This is a genomic window from Streptomyces sp. NPDC088794 (assembly GCF_044750545.1).
In the GTDB taxonomy this organism is placed as follows: domain Bacteria; phylum Actinomycetota; class Actinomycetes; order Streptomycetales; family Streptomycetaceae; genus Streptomyces.
Genome location: NZ_JBIVKB010000016.1, coordinates 202,300 through 217,561, shown reverse-complemented (window position 1 = coordinate 217,561; position 15,262 = coordinate 202,300). Strand labels below are relative to the sequence as shown.

At 70.7% G+C, this 15,262-nt stretch carries 12 protein-coding genes and 1 pseudogene; 12 read left to right on the top strand and 1 reads right to left on the bottom strand.

Annotated elements, in window-relative coordinates:
* Positions 1-179: 179 nt before the first annotated feature.
* Entirely contained in the window at positions 180-1,595 is a 1,416-nt protein-coding gene (locus ACIP6U_RS37280; protein ID WP_401727082.1) for an NAD-dependent malic enzyme, read from the top strand.
* A 301-nt stretch (positions 1,596-1,896) separates the two neighbouring features.
* Positions 1,897-2,178, top strand: coding sequence for an HU family DNA-binding protein (locus tag ACIP6U_RS37275; protein WP_006374476.1), 282 nt, complete (start codon positions 1,897-1,899; stop codon positions 2,176-2,178).
* A 117-nt stretch (positions 2,179-2,295) separates the two neighbouring features.
* Here the strand turns inward: ACIP6U_RS37275 and murA are convergent, their stop codons facing one another.
* Complete coding sequence (gene murA / locus ACIP6U_RS37270) at positions 2,296-3,642, bottom strand: UDP-N-acetylglucosamine 1-carboxyvinyltransferase (RefSeq protein ID WP_401727080.1); 1,347 nt, start codon at positions 3,640-3,642, stop codon at positions 2,296-2,298.
* 251 nt (positions 3,643-3,893) lie between these two features.
* On the opposite strand from murA, the gene ACIP6U_RS37265 reads away from it, so the two are divergent.
* From ACIP6U_RS37265 to ACIP6U_RS37220, 10 genes and pseudogenes are all read left to right on the top strand, one after another.
* Positions 3,894-4,466 carry a YqgE/AlgH family protein gene (locus ACIP6U_RS37265; RefSeq protein WP_280881959.1) on the top strand — a complete coding sequence of 191 codons (573 nt, stop codon included), beginning with the start codon at positions 3,894-3,896 and terminating at the stop codon, positions 4,464-4,466.
* A 29-nt stretch (positions 4,467-4,495) separates the two neighbouring features.
* Positions 4,496-4,771: a DUF3039 domain-containing protein gene (locus ACIP6U_RS37260; RefSeq protein WP_124000320.1), complete on the top strand. Its 276-nt coding sequence runs from the start codon at positions 4,496-4,498 to the stop codon at positions 4,769-4,771.
* A gap of 188 nt (positions 4,772-4,959) precedes the next feature.
* Positions 4,960-6,252, top strand: coding sequence for an extracellular solute-binding protein (locus ACIP6U_RS37255; protein ID WP_401727077.1), 1,293 nt, complete (start codon positions 4,960-4,962; stop codon positions 6,250-6,252).
* Entirely contained in the window at positions 6,252-7,229 is a 978-nt protein-coding gene (locus ACIP6U_RS37250; RefSeq protein ID WP_401727075.1) for a carbohydrate ABC transporter permease, read from the top strand. Before ACIP6U_RS37255 ends, ACIP6U_RS37250 begins: the two co-directional genes overlap by 1 nt.
* Complete coding sequence (locus tag ACIP6U_RS37245) at positions 7,226-8,071, top strand: carbohydrate ABC transporter permease (protein ID WP_401727073.1); 846 nt, start codon at positions 7,226-7,228, stop codon at positions 8,069-8,071. Before ACIP6U_RS37250 ends, ACIP6U_RS37245 begins: the two co-directional genes overlap by 4 nt.
* A gap of 1 nt (position 8,072) precedes the next feature.
* On the top strand, positions 8,073-9,704 hold the full coding sequence (locus tag ACIP6U_RS37240; RefSeq protein ID WP_401727072.1) for a beta-N-acetylhexosaminidase: 1,632 nt from the start codon (positions 8,073-8,075) through the stop codon (positions 9,702-9,704).
* 266 nt (positions 9,705-9,970) lie between these two features.
* Positions 9,971-10,864 (top strand): FAD binding domain-containing protein, encoded by an 894-nt coding sequence (locus ACIP6U_RS37235; protein ID WP_124000315.1) that lies wholly within the window; start codon positions 9,971-9,973, stop codon positions 10,862-10,864.
* The gene (locus ACIP6U_RS37230; RefSeq protein ID WP_401727071.1) at positions 10,861-12,627 is read left to right on the top strand and encodes a 2Fe-2S iron-sulfur cluster-binding protein; all 1,767 of its coding nucleotides are present in this window, start codon (positions 10,861-10,863) and stop codon (positions 12,625-12,627) included. The genes ACIP6U_RS37235 and ACIP6U_RS37230 overlap by 4 nt, the downstream gene beginning before the upstream one ends.
* Positions 12,624-14,933, top strand: coding sequence for a xanthine dehydrogenase family protein molybdopterin-binding subunit (locus ACIP6U_RS37225; protein ID WP_401727069.1), 2,310 nt, complete (start codon positions 12,624-12,626; stop codon positions 14,931-14,933). Before ACIP6U_RS37230 ends, ACIP6U_RS37225 begins: the two co-directional genes overlap by 4 nt.
* Positions 14,934-14,952: 19 nt before the next feature.
* Positions 14,953-15,262: pseudogene (locus ACIP6U_RS37220) on the top strand (hypothetical protein); the annotation flags it as partial.

The following is a 15,262-nucleotide window of genomic DNA, read 5'->3' as shown; positions in this document are numbered from 1 at the left end:
CAACCTTCGTCGCTACGAGCGACCACTTGCCGCGAGGCGAGCATGGCGGGTCGGTGTCACTCTCTCTTCTCTCCTGTGAACACAAGGTTCGCAATCCGGTCCGACTAACGCCTACTCATCGGTAGGTGCGACCATCGGACGGCACAAAGCATCACAGGTGAAAGCAGAGGAAGTCGGCCATGGCAACGGCGCCCAGCGTCTCCTACTCGATCACGGTCCGTCTGGAGGTGCCCGCCAGCGGAACGGCGGTCTCCCAGATCACCACCGCCGTGGAGTCCCACGGAGGCTCGGTCACCGGCCTCGACGTGACGGCGTCCGGGCACGAGACGCTCCGGATCGACGTCACCATCGCCGCGACCTCCACCGCGCACGCCGACGAGATCGTCCAGCAGCTGCGCGGCATCGAGGGCGTCACCCTCGGCAAGGTCTCGGACCGTACGTTCCTGATGCACCTCGGCGGCAAGATCGAGATGCAGTCCAAGCACCCCATCCGCAACCGTGACGACCTCTCCATGATCTACACCCCGGGCGTGGCCCGCGTGTGCATGGCGATCGCCGAGAACCCCGAGGACGCCCGGCGCCTCACCATCAAGCGCAACTCCGTTGCGGTCGTGACGGACGGCTCCGCGGTCCTCGGCCTCGGCAACATCGGCCCCAAGGCCGCGCTGCCGGTCATGGAGGGCAAGGCGGCCCTCTTCAAGCGGTTCGCCGGCATCGACGCCTGGCCGCTGTGCCTGGACACCCAGGACACCGACGAGATCGTCGCGATCGTCAAGGCGATCGCCCCCGGCTTCGCCGGCATCAACCTGGAGGACATCTCCGCGCCGCGCTGCTTCGAGATCGAGGCCCGGCTGCGCGAGGCCCTCGACATCCCCGTCTTCCACGACGACCAGCACGGCACGGCGATCGTGGTCCTGGCCGCCCTGACCAACGCGCTGCGCGTGGCGGGCAAGGAGATCGAGAACATCCGGGTCGTCATGTCCGGTGCGGGCGCGGCCGGTACGGCCATCCTCAAGCTGCTGATCGCCGCGGGCGTGAAGAACGCCGTCGTCGCCGACATCCACGGCGTCGTGCACTCCGGCCGCGAGGACCTGGTGGACGCGGCGGCCGACTCGCCGCTGCGCTGGATCGCCGACAACACCAACCCCGAGAACCTGACGGGCACGTTGAAGGAAGCCGTTCGCGGAGCGGATGTCTTCATCGGCGTCTCCGCCCCGAACGTGCTGGACGGGGACGACGTGGCCGCCATGGCCGACGGCGCCATCGTGTTCGCGCTCGCGAACCCCGACCCCGAGGTCGACCCGGCGATCGCCCGTCAGACGGCGGCCGTCGTGGCCACCGGCCGCTCCGACTTCCCGAACCAGATCAACAACGTGCTGGTCTTCCCGGGTGTCTTCCGCGGCCTGCTGGACGCCCAGTCCCGCACCGTCAACACCGAGATGATGCTGGCCGCGGCGACCGCTCTCGCGGACGTCGTGACCCGGGAGGAACTCAACCCGAACTACATCATCCCGAGCGTCTTCAACGACAAGGTCGCGGGCGCGGTGGCCGGAGCGGTCCGGGACGCGGCGAAGGCGGCGGGCGCGGCCTCGTAGGCGCGATGTCGTAGCCGTGGCGTACGGTGCAAGGGCTGTGAGGATCACCACCTGGCCGCCTCGGCGCGTCGTGGAACGGCGAGTTGATGCCCGCCCTTTAGGGTGGCGGGCACGCTCAGGCCTTCCGTGTGACTCCCCAGGGTGTACTAGCGACTCCCTATGGGTGCCGGATTGGCTTTCCCGCCGCAGGTAGGGGCAGGATGCCTCCCTGGGCGCGAGCGCATCGGACTTCACAGCGCCTACACATGCGGCTCCGCCGCGTGGCACGCCCCAACAGCAAGAAGAACACGGGAGTAACGACATGAACCGCAGTGAGCTGGTGGCCGCGCTGGCCGACCGCGCCGAGGTGACCCGCAAGGACGCCGACGCCGTTCTGGCGGCGTTCGCCGAGACCGTCGGTGAGATCGTCGCCAAGGGCGACGAGAAGGTCACCATCCCCGGCTTCCTGACCTTCGAGCGCACCCACCGTGCCGCTCGCACCGCGCGCAACCCGCAGACCGGTGACCCGATCGACATCCCCGCCGGCTACAGCGTCAAGGTGTCCGCGGGCTCGAAGCTCAAGGAAGCCGCCAAGGGCAAGTAGGCCTTCGCGTACGCGACGGCATTGCGTACGAGGCTCAGCAACGCGAATGGGGCGGCCACCCGGTCAGGGTGGCCGCCCCATCGTCGTAGAAACGCTTCTTGGGCTTTCGCCCCGGGGCTATCCGAGTGCCTTGCCCGGCAGCTCCACCTTCGCGCCCAGCTCCACGAGCTTCTCCATGAAGTTCTCGTAGCCGCGGTTGATGAGGTCGATGCCGTGGACCCTGGACGTGCCCTGGGCGGCCAGCGCGGCGATGAGGTAGGAGAAACCGCCGCGCAGGTCGGGGATGACCAGGTCGGCGCCCTGGAGGCGGGTGGGGCCCGACACCACGGCCGAGTGGAGGAAGTTGCGCTGGCCGAAGCGGCAGTTCGAGCCGCCCAGGCACTCGCGGTACAGCTGGATGTGTGCACCCATCTGGTTGAGTGCGGAGGTGAATCCGAGGCGGGACTCGTACACCGTCTCGTGGATGATCGACAGGCCCGTCGCCTGGGTCAGCGCCACGACGAGCGGCTGCTGCCAGTCCGTCTGGAAGCCCGGGTGCACGTCCGTCTCGAGGGCGATGGACTTCAACTGGCCGCCCTGGTGCCAGAACCGGATGCCCTCGTCGTCGATCTCGAAGGCACCGCCCACCTTCCGGTAGGTGTTCAGGAACGTCATCATCGAGCGCTGCTGGGCGCCGCGGACGTAGATGTTGCCTTCGGTCGCCAGCGCCGCGGACGCCCACGAGGCGGCCTCCAAGCGGTCCGGGAGGGCGCGGTGGTTGTAGCCGCCGAGCCGGTCCACGCCCGTGACGCGGATCGTGCGGTCGGTGTCCATCGCGATGATGGCGCCCATCTTCTGAAGGACGCAGATCAGGTCCTCGATCTCCGGTTCCACCGCCGCGTTCGCGAGCTCCGTGACGCCCTCCGCGAGGACGGCCGTCAACAGCACCTGCTCGGTCGCGCCCACGGACGGGTACGGCAGCTGGATCTTCGTACCGCGCAGCCGCTGCGGTGCCTCCAGGTACTGCCCGTCCGCCCGCTTCTCGATCGTCGCGCCGAACTTCCGCAGCACCTCGAAGTGGAAGTCGATCGGTCGGCCGCCGATGTCGCAGCCGCCGAGCCCCGGGATGAACGCGTGGCCCAGGCGGTGCAGCAGCGGGCCGCAGAGCAGGATCGGGATGCGGCTGGAGCCCGCGTGCGCGTCGATGTCGGCGACGTTCGCGCTCTCCACGTGGGAGGGGTCCATCACCAACTCGCCCGGCTCCTCACCCGGACGGACCGTCACCCCGTGCAGTTGCAGCAGGCCGCGTACGACACGCACGTCACGGATGTCCGGAACGTTGCGCAGTCGACTCGGCTCACTGCCCAGCAGGGCGGCGACCATGGCCTTCGGTACGAGGTTCTTCGCACCGCGGACCCGGATCTCGCCTTCCAGCGGGGTTCCACCGTGGACAAGCAGTACGTCGTCAGAGCCGTTGACGGTCATGTATCTCGCGTTCCGGTGAGGGGGGCAGGGCCAGAGGGGCAAGCGTAATCGCCGCGTACCCCCCTTCTGTAAGCCCAGGCACGCCTCAGCCACGTCATAGCTCTGTCACAACACGAACCGCTGCACGTCGGACACATGGGGTCACCGCCGCTCCCGTGCGCTCGGGACGCACCTGTGCGCCCTGAGCTGCATTCACCCGCGAACACCCATTGCCTCCCCACGCGGAGGGAAGATGCGGGATCATGTCTGCCATGACCGAGGTGTCCTCGCTCACAGGGCGGCTGCTCGTGGCCACGCCCGCCCTGGCGGACCCGAACTTCGACCGTGCGGTGGTGCTCCTTCTCGACCACGACGAGGAGGGCTCCCTCGGTGTCGTCCTCAACCGGCCGACCCCGGTCGACGTCGGCGACATCCTGGACGGCTGGGGCGACCTCGCCGGCGAGCCCGGCGTCGTCTTCCAGGGCGGCCCGGTCTCCCTCGACTCCGCCCTGGGCGTCGCCGTCATCCCCGGCGGCTCCTCCGCCGAGCGCGCCCCGCTGGGCTGGCGCCGGGTGCACGGCGCGATCGGCCTGGTCGACCTGGAGGCCCCGCCGGAACTCCTCGCCTCGGCCCTCGGCTCCCTGCGGATCTTCGCCGGATACGCCGGCTGGGGTCCGGGCCAACTGGAGGACGAGCTGGTGGAGGGCGCCTGGTACGTCGTCGAGTCGGAGCCCGGCGACGTCTCCTCGCCGTCCCCGGAGAGACTCTGGCGCGCGGTCCTGCGCCGCCAGCGCAACGAGCTCGCGATGGTGGCCACGTACCCGGACGACCCTTCGCTCAACTGATGCGTGTGAGCTTCAGTACCCTTGGCGCTATGAGCACTCTTGAGCCCGAGCGCGGGACTGGTACGGGGACCCTCGTAGAGCCGACGCCACAGGTGTCCCACGGCGACGGCGACCACGAGCGCTTCGCCCACTACGTCCAGAAGGACAAGATCATGGCGAGCGCCCTCGACGGGACCCCCGTCGTGGCGCTGTGCGGCAAGGTCTGGGTGCCGGGCCGCGATCCGAAGAAGTATCCCGTCTGTCCCATGTGCAAGGAGATCTACGACTCCATGGGCAGTGGTGGGGACGACGACAAGGACAAGTAGCACCACGTAACACCTGAGGCTTCTCAAGGCCCCTGGGGCGCGTTCGGCGCGCCTCGGGGGCCTTTTGCATGTCACGAAGTGGTTGAGACCTCTTGTGGGCGTGTTCATGTTGTCCCTAGTCTCCGGAGCGTTGTGCAGAGCGAAACAGTCATTGCATATGTTGCAACGCACTCTCGGAGGACCACTCCATGAAGCTCTCTCCCCGACTCGCCGTCGTGCTGACCGCCCTGGTCGTCACCGCCTGCGCCCCCCAGACCTCCTCCAACTCCTCCTCCGAGAAGGACGACAAGGACGGCACCCTGCGGGTGTGGCTGTTCCAGGAGGTCGGCAACGACCCGAAGGAGAAGGTCGTCGACTCCGTGGTCGACACCTTCCAGAAGGCGCACAAGGGCACGAAGGTCGACGTCGAGTACATCCCCGTCGAGACCCGCGCCCAGCGCGTCAAGGCCGCCTTCAACGACCCGAAGTCCGCGCCGGACGTGATGGAGTTCGGCAACACCGACACCGCCGGGTACGTCCACGACGGCGGACTCCTCGACGTCACCAAGGAGTTCGGCGCCTGGAGCGAGGCCAAGGACACCGACCCCACGGCCAAGCAGTCGGTCACCGTCGACGGCAAGCAGTACGGCTCCCCGTTCTACGTCGGCGTCCGCGCCCTGTACTACCGCACCGACGTCTTCAAGGACCTGGGACTGCAACCCCCGAAGACGATGGCCGAGTTGGCCACCACGGCCCGCAAGATCCGCGCCGAGAAGCCCGACCTGTACGGGCTCGTCGTCGGCGGCGCCTACACGTACGGCGCGATGCCCTTCGTCTGGGCCAACGGCGGTGAACTCGCCACCGGCGAGGGCGACTCGTACACCTCCGCCATCGACAGCGCGGCCGCCCAGAAGGGCATCAAGGCCTACACGTCCCTGTTCACCTCCGACAACTGTCCCGCCGCCAAGTGCGCCGGGATGGGCGGCAACGACACGATCACCGCGTTCGCGGCCGGCAAGGCGGGCATGGCGATCGGCGGCGACTTCAGCCACACGGCCGTCGAGGCGGGCAAGGTGAAGGGCAAGTACGCGGTGGTGCCACTGCCCGGTGTCGCGTCCGGGTCGATAGCCCCTGCTTTCGCGGGCGGCAACAACATCGGTGTCCTGAAGAGCACGTCGCACCGCTCGCTCGCCGTCGATCTGATGGAGCAGCTCACCTCGAAGAAGACCCAGGCCTCGATGTTCGACGCGATGGGCTTCCTGCCGACGTTCACCGACGTGCGGGACGCGGCCGCGGCGAAGGTGCCGTTCGAGAAGCCCTTCGTGCAGACGCTGGGTGCCGGGACCAAGTTCGTGCCCGCGTCGCCGGGTTGGTCGCAGATCGACTCCCAGCTGGTGCTGCCGAACCTGCTCCAGGAGGTCGTCAGCGGCAAGAAGAACGTCGACGCTGCGGCGAAGGAAGCGGCGACGAAGATGGACGACGCGTTTGGCTCCGCCGGGTGATGCCGGTCGCGTCTAAGAGCTCGGGGGGCGCGGAGAGTGGACGGTTGCGCGCCGGTCGTGGCTGGTCGCGCAGTTCCCCGCGCCCCTTGCGGCATCAGCGGAACCTTGGTCGTTGGACCCCGTGGCTCTATCTCGCCCCTGCCCTCGTCGTGCTTGGTGGGTTGCTGGTCTATCCCATCTACCAACTCGGGCTGATCTCGTTCTTCCACTACACGCAGGCTCAGGTGAGTGGTGGGGAACCGACCACCTTCGAGGGGTTCGGGAACTACAGCACGCTCTTCTCGGACCCCGAGTTCTGGCAAGTCCTGCTGGCGACCGTGGTGTTCGCGGCCGGGTGCGTGGTCTCGACGCTCGCCGTCGGCTGCGCGCTCGCCGTGCTGCTCACCCGCGTACGGGCCGTGCCGCGGCTGGCGCTGATGCTGGCCGCGCTCGGCGCCTGGGCGACCCCGGCGGTCACCGGATCCACCGTCTGGCTCTTCCTCTTCGACCCGGACTTCGGCCCGGTGAATCGGATCCTCGGCCTCGGCGACCACTCGTGGACGTACGGACGGATCAGCGCGTTCTTCCTCGTCCTGCTCGAAGTGGTGTGGTGCTCCTTCCCGTTCGTGATGGTCACGGTCTACGCCGGAATCCGCGCCGTACCGGCCGAGGTCCTCGAGGCCGCCGCGCTGGACGGCGCCTCGCAGTGGCGGATCTGGCGGTCCGTGCTGGCGCCGATGCTGCGGCCGATCCTGACCGTGGTGACCATCCAGTCCGTCATCTGGGACTTCAAGGTCTTCACGCAGATCTACGTCATGACCAACGGCGGCGGCATCGCGGGCCAGAACCTCGTCCTGAACGTGTACGCCTACCAACAGGCGTTCGCGTCCTCGCAGTACAGCCTCGGTTCGGCGATCGGCGTCGTGATGCTGCTGATGCTGCTCGCCGTGACGCTCGTGTACCTGCGGCTGCTGCGCCGGCAGGGGGAGGAACTGTGAATCTCGTACGGGCCCAACTGCGGCGCCCCTGGCGGCTGGCGGCCGAACTGTCGGCGCTGCTCGTCGCCGTCGTCGTCGCCTTCCCCCTCTACTGGATGGTGCTCGGCGCCTTCAAGCCCGCCGGTGAGATCGAGTCGAGCGAACCGCGGCCCTGGACGCTGGCGCCCTCGCTGGATTCCTTCCGGCGCGTGTTCGGGCAGCAGGATTTCGGTCGGTATTTCGTCAACAGCCTGGTCGTCGCGGGCAGTGTGGTGATCGCCTCGGCGCTCATCGCGTTTCTCGCCGCGACCGCCGTGACGCGATTCCGGTTCCGCTTCCGGACCACGCTGCTGATCATGTTTCTGGTCGCTCAGATGGTGCCGGTCGAGGCGCTCACGATCCCGTTGTTCTTCCTGATGCGGGACTTCAACCAACTGAACACGCTGGGCTCGCTGATCCTGCCGCACATCGCGTTCTCGCTGCCCTTCGCGATCTGGATGCTGCGGGGGTTCGTGAAAGCCGTGCCGGACGCGCTGGAGGAGGCCGCGTACATGGACGGGGCGAGCCGGGCGCGATTCCTGTGGCAGATCCTTTTCCTGCTGGTCTTCCCGGGGCTCGTGGCCACGAGCGTGTTTTCCTTCATCTCGGCCTGGAACGACTTCCTGTTCGCCAAGTCCTTCATCATCAGCGACACGTCCCAGTCGACCCTGCCGATGGCCCTGCTGGTCTTCTTCAAGCCGGACGAGCCGGACTGGGGCGGCGTGATGGCGGCGTCCACGGTGATGACGATTCCGGTGCTGGTGTTCTTCGTACTCGTACAGCGACGTCTGGTCTCGGGGCTGGGCGGAGCGGTTAAGGACTGACGTGACTTCACTGACGGAACTGATCCCGGCGCCCCGCGCGGTCGAGGGTGCGGGCCGGTGCGGTTTCCCGTTCGAGTCGGACACCGCCCTGTGGGGCGAGCCCGGCACCGAGGGCACCCAGCGCTGGCTGCGGTCGACACTCGGCGCCGCCCTCGGGCTGCCGCTGGCGCCGGGGCGGGAGGGGGAGCCCAACACCGTTGCGCTGCGGCTCGACGAGACTCTGGCGCCGGAGGCGTACCGCCTGGAGGTGGTCGCCACGCTGGGTGTCACGATCACCGGCGGCAGCGCGGCCGGCGTGTTCTGGGGTGCCCAGACGCTGCGTCAACTGCTGGGCCCCGCGGCCTTCCGGCGCGCGCCGATCGACCCCGGCACGACGTACGGCGTGCCCCACCAGACCATCGAGGACGCCCCGCGATTCGGCTGGCGCGGGCTCATGCTCGACGTCGCCCGGCACTTCATGCCCAAAGAAGGCGTGCTGCGCTACCTCGACCTGCTCGCCGCGCACAAACTCAACGTCTTCCACTTCCACTTGACGGACGACCAGGGCTGGCGCGTCGAGATCCAGCGGTACCCGAAACTGACGGAGACCGCGTCCTGGCGGTCCCGCACGAAATTCGGCCACCGGGCCTCGCCGCTGTGGGACGAGAAGCCGCACGGGGGCTTCTACACCCAGGACGACATCCGGGAGATCGTCGCGTACGCCGCCGAGCGGCATATCACCGTCGTCCCCGAAATCGACGTACCGGGCCACTCACAGGCCGCCATCGCCGCGTACGCGGAACTCGGCAACACCGACGTCATCGACACCACCGCCCTCTCCGTCTGGGACACCTGGGGAATCAACCCCAACGTACTGGCCCCCACCGACAACACCCTGGAGTTCTACGAGGGGGTGTTCGAGGAAGTGCTCGCGCTCTTCCCCTCGGAGTTCATCCACATCGGGGGTGACGAATGTCCCAAGGACCAGTGGCGGGAGTCGCACACCGCGCAGAACCGCATCAAGGAACTCGAGCTCGCGGACGAGGACGAGTTGCAGTCCTGGTTCGTCCGGCACTTCGACACGTGGCTGTCCGCGCGCGGGCGTCGGCTCATCGGCTGGGACGAGATCCTGGAGGGCGGCCTCGCCGAGGGCGCGGCGGTCTCCTCCTGGCGGGGCTACGGGGGCGGGATCGCCGCCGCGCGCGCGGGCCACGACGTCGTCATGTGCCCGGAGCAGTACGTGTACTTGGACCACCGTCAGCACGGCGGCCCCGACGAGCCCGTACCCATCGGGTTCGTGCGCACCCTGGAGGACGTCTACCGCTTCGAGCCCGTTCCGGCCGAGTTGACCCCCGAGGAGGCACGGCACGTCCTCGGTACCCAGGCCAACGTGTGGACCGAGGTGATGGAGGATCAAGCGCGCGTGGACTACCAGACGTTCCCGCGGCTCGCGGCCTTCGCCGAGGTGGCCTGGAGCGCCCTGCCGGCCCCGGCGGAACGGGACTTCGCCGATTTCGAGCGCCGGATGACCGCCCACTACGCGCGCCTCGACGCCCTGGGCGTCGCCTACCGCCCGCCGACCGGTCCGCTGCCGTGGCAGCGACGCCCCGGTGTGCTCGGCCGCCCGATCGAGGGGCTGCCGCCGCACAGGTAGCCCACCCCGCCGAACAACTGGGCACCCCTGCCGAACAGGTAGGGGAAAATCGTCGCAAGCATCACCGAAGAGTGCCAATTCGCACGCTCCGGTGATGCGGTGCGAAAACGGGTCATCTCACTGGTGAGGGGGGCGAATGCCGCCTAGCGGACCCCTGTCTTCGGCCCCTGCGAAGATGTGCCAGAGTTGCCACGTCCGCCCTGTCAGCACGTACCGTACGGCAGCACAGGTGGGACCAGGTGGGGCAGCGGGAAGGGGCAGCCGGTTTGACCACGCAAGCACCGCAGTCGGCGCAGTCCGTCACGCTGCCCACGACGCTGGACGAAGCCGTGGCGGCCCTGTCCGCCATGCCCGCCGCCGTGCCCGTGGCCGGCGGCACCGACCTCATGGCCGCCGTCAACTCCGGGCAGCTCAGGCCCGCCGCGCTGGTCGGCCTCGGCCGCATCAGCGAGATCCGCGGCTGGCAGTACCAGGACGGCCACGCGCTGCTCGGCGCGGGACTCACGCACGCGCGTATGGGCCGCCCCGACTTCGCCGCCCTGATCCCGGCACTGGCCGCCGCGGCCCGCGCCGCAGGGCCGCCGCAGATCCGCAACGCGGGCACCCTGGGCGGCAACATCGCCTCGGCCGCCCCCACCGGGGACGCGCTGCCCGTGCTGGCCGCCCTGGAGGCGACGCTGATCATCGCGGGTCCGGCCGGCGCCCGCCGGGAGATCCCGGTCTCGCACCTGCTGGCCGGCGTGGACATGCTGCGCGGCGGCGAACTCATCGGCTTCGTAAGGATGCCGCTGCTGCACGCGCCGCAGGTCTTCCTGAAGGCCACCGGACGGACCGGCCCCGGACGCGCCGTCGCGTCCGTCGCGGTCGTGCTGGACCCCGCCCGCCGCGGAGTGCGGTGCGCCGTCGGAGCCATAGCGCCGATGCCGCTGCGCCCGCTGGACGCCGAGCACTGGGTCGCCCGCCTCATCGACTGGGACAACGGCCGCACGATCGTCCCGGAGGCGCTCACCGCCTTCGGCGAGTACGTCGCCGCGGCCTGCATCCCCGACCCGGTCCCGGAGCCGGACGGGTCCGTGCAACCGCTTCCGCCCGCCGTACTGCATCTGCGGCGCACCGTCGCCGCGCTGGCCCGACGAGCACTGGGGAGGGCGCTGTCGTGACCGACGACCAGCACGGAGAAGGCGCCCCCCAGGGCGGCGGCCGGTGGAACCCGCTGCCCCAGGGCGACTACGACGACGGCGCCACCGCCTTCGTGAAACTCCCCGAGGGCGGCATCGAGGCGCTCCTGGCCTCCGCCGAGCCGCTGGCCGCGCCGGGGCACGGATACGTGCCGCCGCAGATAGCGGCCACGCCCGGCTCGACCGAGGCCGACCCCTCGGGGACCGGCGGTTGGGCGATGCCCGCGCCGGGCGAGGGCGCCCAGTGGCCCGACCCGAACAGCGTCCCGCAGGAGGGCGACCGGTTCGCGTACAACCCCGCGTCCACGCAGCAGTGGGCCTTCGAGGAGCCGCCCGGCGGCAGCGGGACCCCGCCGCACGGGACGGGACACCCGGGCCAGCCCGGCCAGGACGTGACCGGGCAGTGGTCGATTCCCGTCGCCGACGGTGATCTTCCGGACGAATCGGGCGAGTTCACCACGTCGTCCCTGGTCCAGCAGTGGGGCGGCACCCCGCCGGCCACGCTGCCCGGCGGTGCCGCCGCGCCCTGGGCGACGGACGGCACGGGCCAGCCGTGGGCGCAGGAGTCGGGCGCCCTCACCGACGAGTCGCCGGGAGTCGGCGAACCGCATGCCGCCGCCGGACACGCGGGCACGCGCCGCCCCTTGAGCATGCCGCCGCACTCCGACGAACCGGACGTCGACGACCACGCCGGAGCCCGGCAGACGACCGGCGCGCAGGACATCGCGCCTCGCACGGACGAACAGACGCCGGAGGCCTACGGGGAAGTCTCCGCCGTAGCCGCCTCACGGCCCCCTCACGGCCCCGGAGAGGGCGCCGCGGCAGCGCGAGTGGCCGAGGGCGCCCAGGAGGCCGCTGAGGCGCCTGAGCGGCCCGTGGAGCCCTTCGCCGGGTCCGCCCGGGACACCGCGAACGGACGGAGCGACGCCGAGGCCCACGCCTCCGCCGCCCCCGACACCCGTGTCGCGTCGGACGGTTCGGACACCGCGGTCCGCCCGGCACCCGCCGGTCCCGCCGAGTCCGACGGCCACGAAGGCTCCGCCGACGACGGCCACGCGGTCTCCGAGGGCCACCCCGACACCTCCGCCGACGCCGCCCCGCCACCGCCTCCCGGCGAGGAACACCCCCTCGCCTCCTACGTCCTGCGCGTCAACGGCGCGGACCGGCCCGTCTCCGACGCCTGGGTCGGCGAATCGCTGCTCTACGTGCTGCGTGAGCGGCTCGGTCTCGCGGGCGCCAAGGACGGCTGCTCGCAGGGCGAGTGCGGGGCCTGCAACGTCCAGGTCGACGGACGGCTCGTCGCCTCCTGCCTGGTCCCCGCCGTGACCGCCGCGGGCTCCGAAGTACGCACCGTCGAAGGCCTCGCCGAGGACGGACAGCCCTCGGACGTGCAACGGGCGCTCGCCCGCTGCGGCGCCGTCCAGTGCGGCTTCTGCGTGCCCGGCATGGCGATGACGGTCCACGACCTCCTGGAGGGCAACCCGGCGCCGACCGAGCTGGAGGCTCGCCAGGCCCTGTGCGGCAACCTGTGCCGCTGCTCCGGCTACCGGGGCGTCCTGAACGCCGTCAAGGAGGTCGTCGCCGAACGCGAGGCGCACTCCGCCGGAGACTCGTCCGAACAGGACGGCGACGAGGCACGTATTCCTCACCAGGCGGGCCCGGGAGCCGGCGGGATCAACCCGTCCGCGTTCGAGCCCCACCGGGCGCACGACCAGGCGCACGGACAGGACGGAGGCCAGGCGTGACCAACGAAGCCGCCACCGCGACCAGCACCGCGGAGGCAGCCCCCGCCGCCGAGCCGATCCCGCACGGCCTCGGCTCCTCCCTGCCGGCGGCCGACGCGCGCGCGAAGACCGAGGGCACGTTCCCGTACGCGGCCGACCTGTGGGCCGAGGGCCTGCTGTGGGCCGCCGTACTGCGCTCCCCGCACCCGCACGCGCGCATCGTCTCCATCGACACCACCCACGCGCGGGAGATGCCCGGCGTACGGGCCGTCATCACCCACGAGGACGTCCCCGGCAGCGAGTTCTACGGGCGCGGCGAGGCCGACCGCCCGGTGTTCGCCTCCGAGGTCGTACGCCATCACGGCGAGCCCATCGCGGCCGTCGCCGCCGACCACCCCGACACCGCGCGCATGGCCGCCGCCGCGATCAGCGTCGAGTACGAGGTGCTCGACCCGGTGACCGACCCCGAGCAGGCCTTCGAGGCCGAACCGCTGCACCCCGACGGCAACCTGATCCGGCACATCCCGCTGCGCCACGGCGACCCCGACGCGGCCGGCGAGATCGTCGTCGAGGGCCTCTACCGCATCGGCCGCCAGGACCCCGCCCCCATCGGCGCCGAGGCCGGTCTCGCCGTGCCCCGCCCCGACGGCGGCGTCGAGCTGTACCTGGCCTCCACCGACCCGCACGGCGACCGCGACACGGCCGCCGCCTGCTACGGCCTCGAACCCGAGCGCGTGAAGATCGTCGTCACCGGTGTGCCCGGTGCCACCGCCGACCGCGAGGACCAGGGCTTCCAACTCCCGCTCGGCCTGCTCGCGTTGAAGACCGGCTGCCCCGTGAAACTCACCGCCACGCGCGAGGAGTCCTTCCTCGGCCACACCCACCGCCACCCCACCCTGCTGCGCTACCGCCACCACGCGGACGCCGAGGGCCGGCTGGTCAAGGTCGAGGCGCAGATCCTGCTCGACTCGGGCGCCTACGCCGACACCTCCGCGGAGGCCCTGGCCGCCGCCGTCGGCTTCGCCTGCGGCCCCTACGTCGTCCCGAACGCCTTCATCGAGGGCTGGGCCGTACGCACCAACAACCCGCCCTCCGGCCACGTGCGCGGCGAGGGTGCCATGCAGGTGTGCGCCGCCTACGAGGCGCAGATGGACAAGCTGGCGAAGAGACTCGGCGTCGACCCGGCCGACCTGCGCATGCGCAACGTCATGGCCACCGGCGACGTACTCCCGACCGGCCAGACGGTGACGTGCCCCGCGCCGGTCGCCGAACTCCTCCAGGCGGTACGGGACTTCCCGCTGCCCGCGCTCCCCAAGGACACCCCCGAGGACGAGTGGCTGCTGCCCGGCGGCCCCGAGGGCGCGGGCGAACCGGGCGCGGTGCGCCGGGGCGTGGGCTACGGCCTGGGCATGGTGCACGTGCTCGGCGCGGAGGGCGCCGACGAGGTCTCCACGGCGACCGTGAAGGTCCACGACGGCATCGCGACCGTGCTGTGCGCGGCGGTGGAGACCGGCCAGGGATTCACCACGCTCGCGCGCCAGATCGTCCAGGAGACCCTCGGTATCGACGAGGTGCACGTCGCGCCCGTGGACACCGACCAGCCGCCGGCCGGCCCGGGCTGCCGCGGCCGGCACACCTGGGTGTCGGGCGGCGCGGTGGAGCGCGCGGCCAAGATGGTCCGCACCCAGCTCCTGCAGCCCCTGGCGCACAAGTTCGGCATGTCCACGGAGCTGCTGCAGATCACCGACGGCAAGATCACGTCGTACGACGGAGTCCTGTCGACCACCGTCACCGAGGCGATGGACGGCAAGGAACTGTGGGCCACGGCCCAGTGCCGCCCGCACCCGACCGAGCCGCTCGGCGAACACGGCCAGGGCGACGCCTTCGTCGGCATGGCGTTCTGCGCGATCCGCGCGGTCGTGGACGTCGACATCGAACTCGGCTCGGTACGCGTCGTGGAGCTCGCGCTCGCCCAGGACGTCGGCCGTGTGCTCAACCCGGCGCAGCTGACCGCCCGGATCGAGGCGGGCGTCACCCAGGGCGTGGGCATCGCGCTGACGGAGAACCTGCGCACCGCGCGCGGGCTGATCCGCCACCCCGACCTCACCGGCTACTCCCTGCCGACGGCCCTGGACACCCCCGACATCCGGATCGTGAAGCTCGTCGAGGAGCGCGACGTGGTCGCCCCCTTCGGCGCGAAGGCGGTCAGCGCGGCGCCCGTGGTCACCTCCCCGGCAGCCATCGCGTCCGCCGTACGGGCCGCGACGGGCCGCCCGGTGAACCGCCTGCCGATCCGCCCCCAGGCGGCCGTGGTCACGTCCCAGTGACCTCTTCGTAGCCGCGGCGATGCGCGGGGTCGTCCTGATCACCGGCGTGATGGCGGCCGGCAAGTCGACGGTGGCACAGGCGCCGGCGGAGCGGCTCCCGCGAGCGGCACACGTGCGTGGAGACGTCTTCCGGCGGATGATCGTGACGGGCCGCGAGGAGTACGAGCCCGGCACCCAGGGCGGGGGAGAGGCCCAACTCCGGCTGCGGTACCGGCTGTCGGTGGCACAGGCGCTGGCGGAGCGGCTCCCGCGAGCGGCACACGTGCGTGGAGACGTCTTCCGGCGGATGATCGTGACGGGCCGCGAGGAGTACGAGCCCGGCACCCGGG

Coding starts and splice junctions, on each gene's coding strand:
- ACIP6U_RS37280 (WP_401727082.1), top strand. CDS start 180: ATGGCAACGGCGCCCAGCGTCTCCTACTCGATCACGGTCCGTCTGGAG.
- ACIP6U_RS37275 (WP_006374476.1), top strand. CDS start 1,897: ATGAACCGCAGTGAGCTGGTGGCCGCGCTGGCCGACCGCGCCGAGGTG.
- murA (WP_401727080.1), bottom strand. CDS start 3,642: ATGACCGTCAACGGCTCTGACGACGTACTGCTTGTCCACGGTGGAACC.
- ACIP6U_RS37265 (WP_280881959.1), top strand. CDS start 3,894: ATGACCGAGGTGTCCTCGCTCACAGGGCGGCTGCTCGTGGCCACGCCC.
- ACIP6U_RS37260 (WP_124000320.1), top strand. CDS start 4,496: ATGAGCACTCTTGAGCCCGAGCGCGGGACTGGTACGGGGACCCTCGTA.
- ACIP6U_RS37255 (WP_401727077.1), top strand. CDS start 4,960: ATGAAGCTCTCTCCCCGACTCGCCGTCGTGCTGACCGCCCTGGTCGTC.
- ACIP6U_RS37250 (WP_401727075.1), top strand. CDS start 6,252: ATGCCGGTCGCGTCTAAGAGCTCGGGGGGCGCGGAGAGTGGACGGTTG.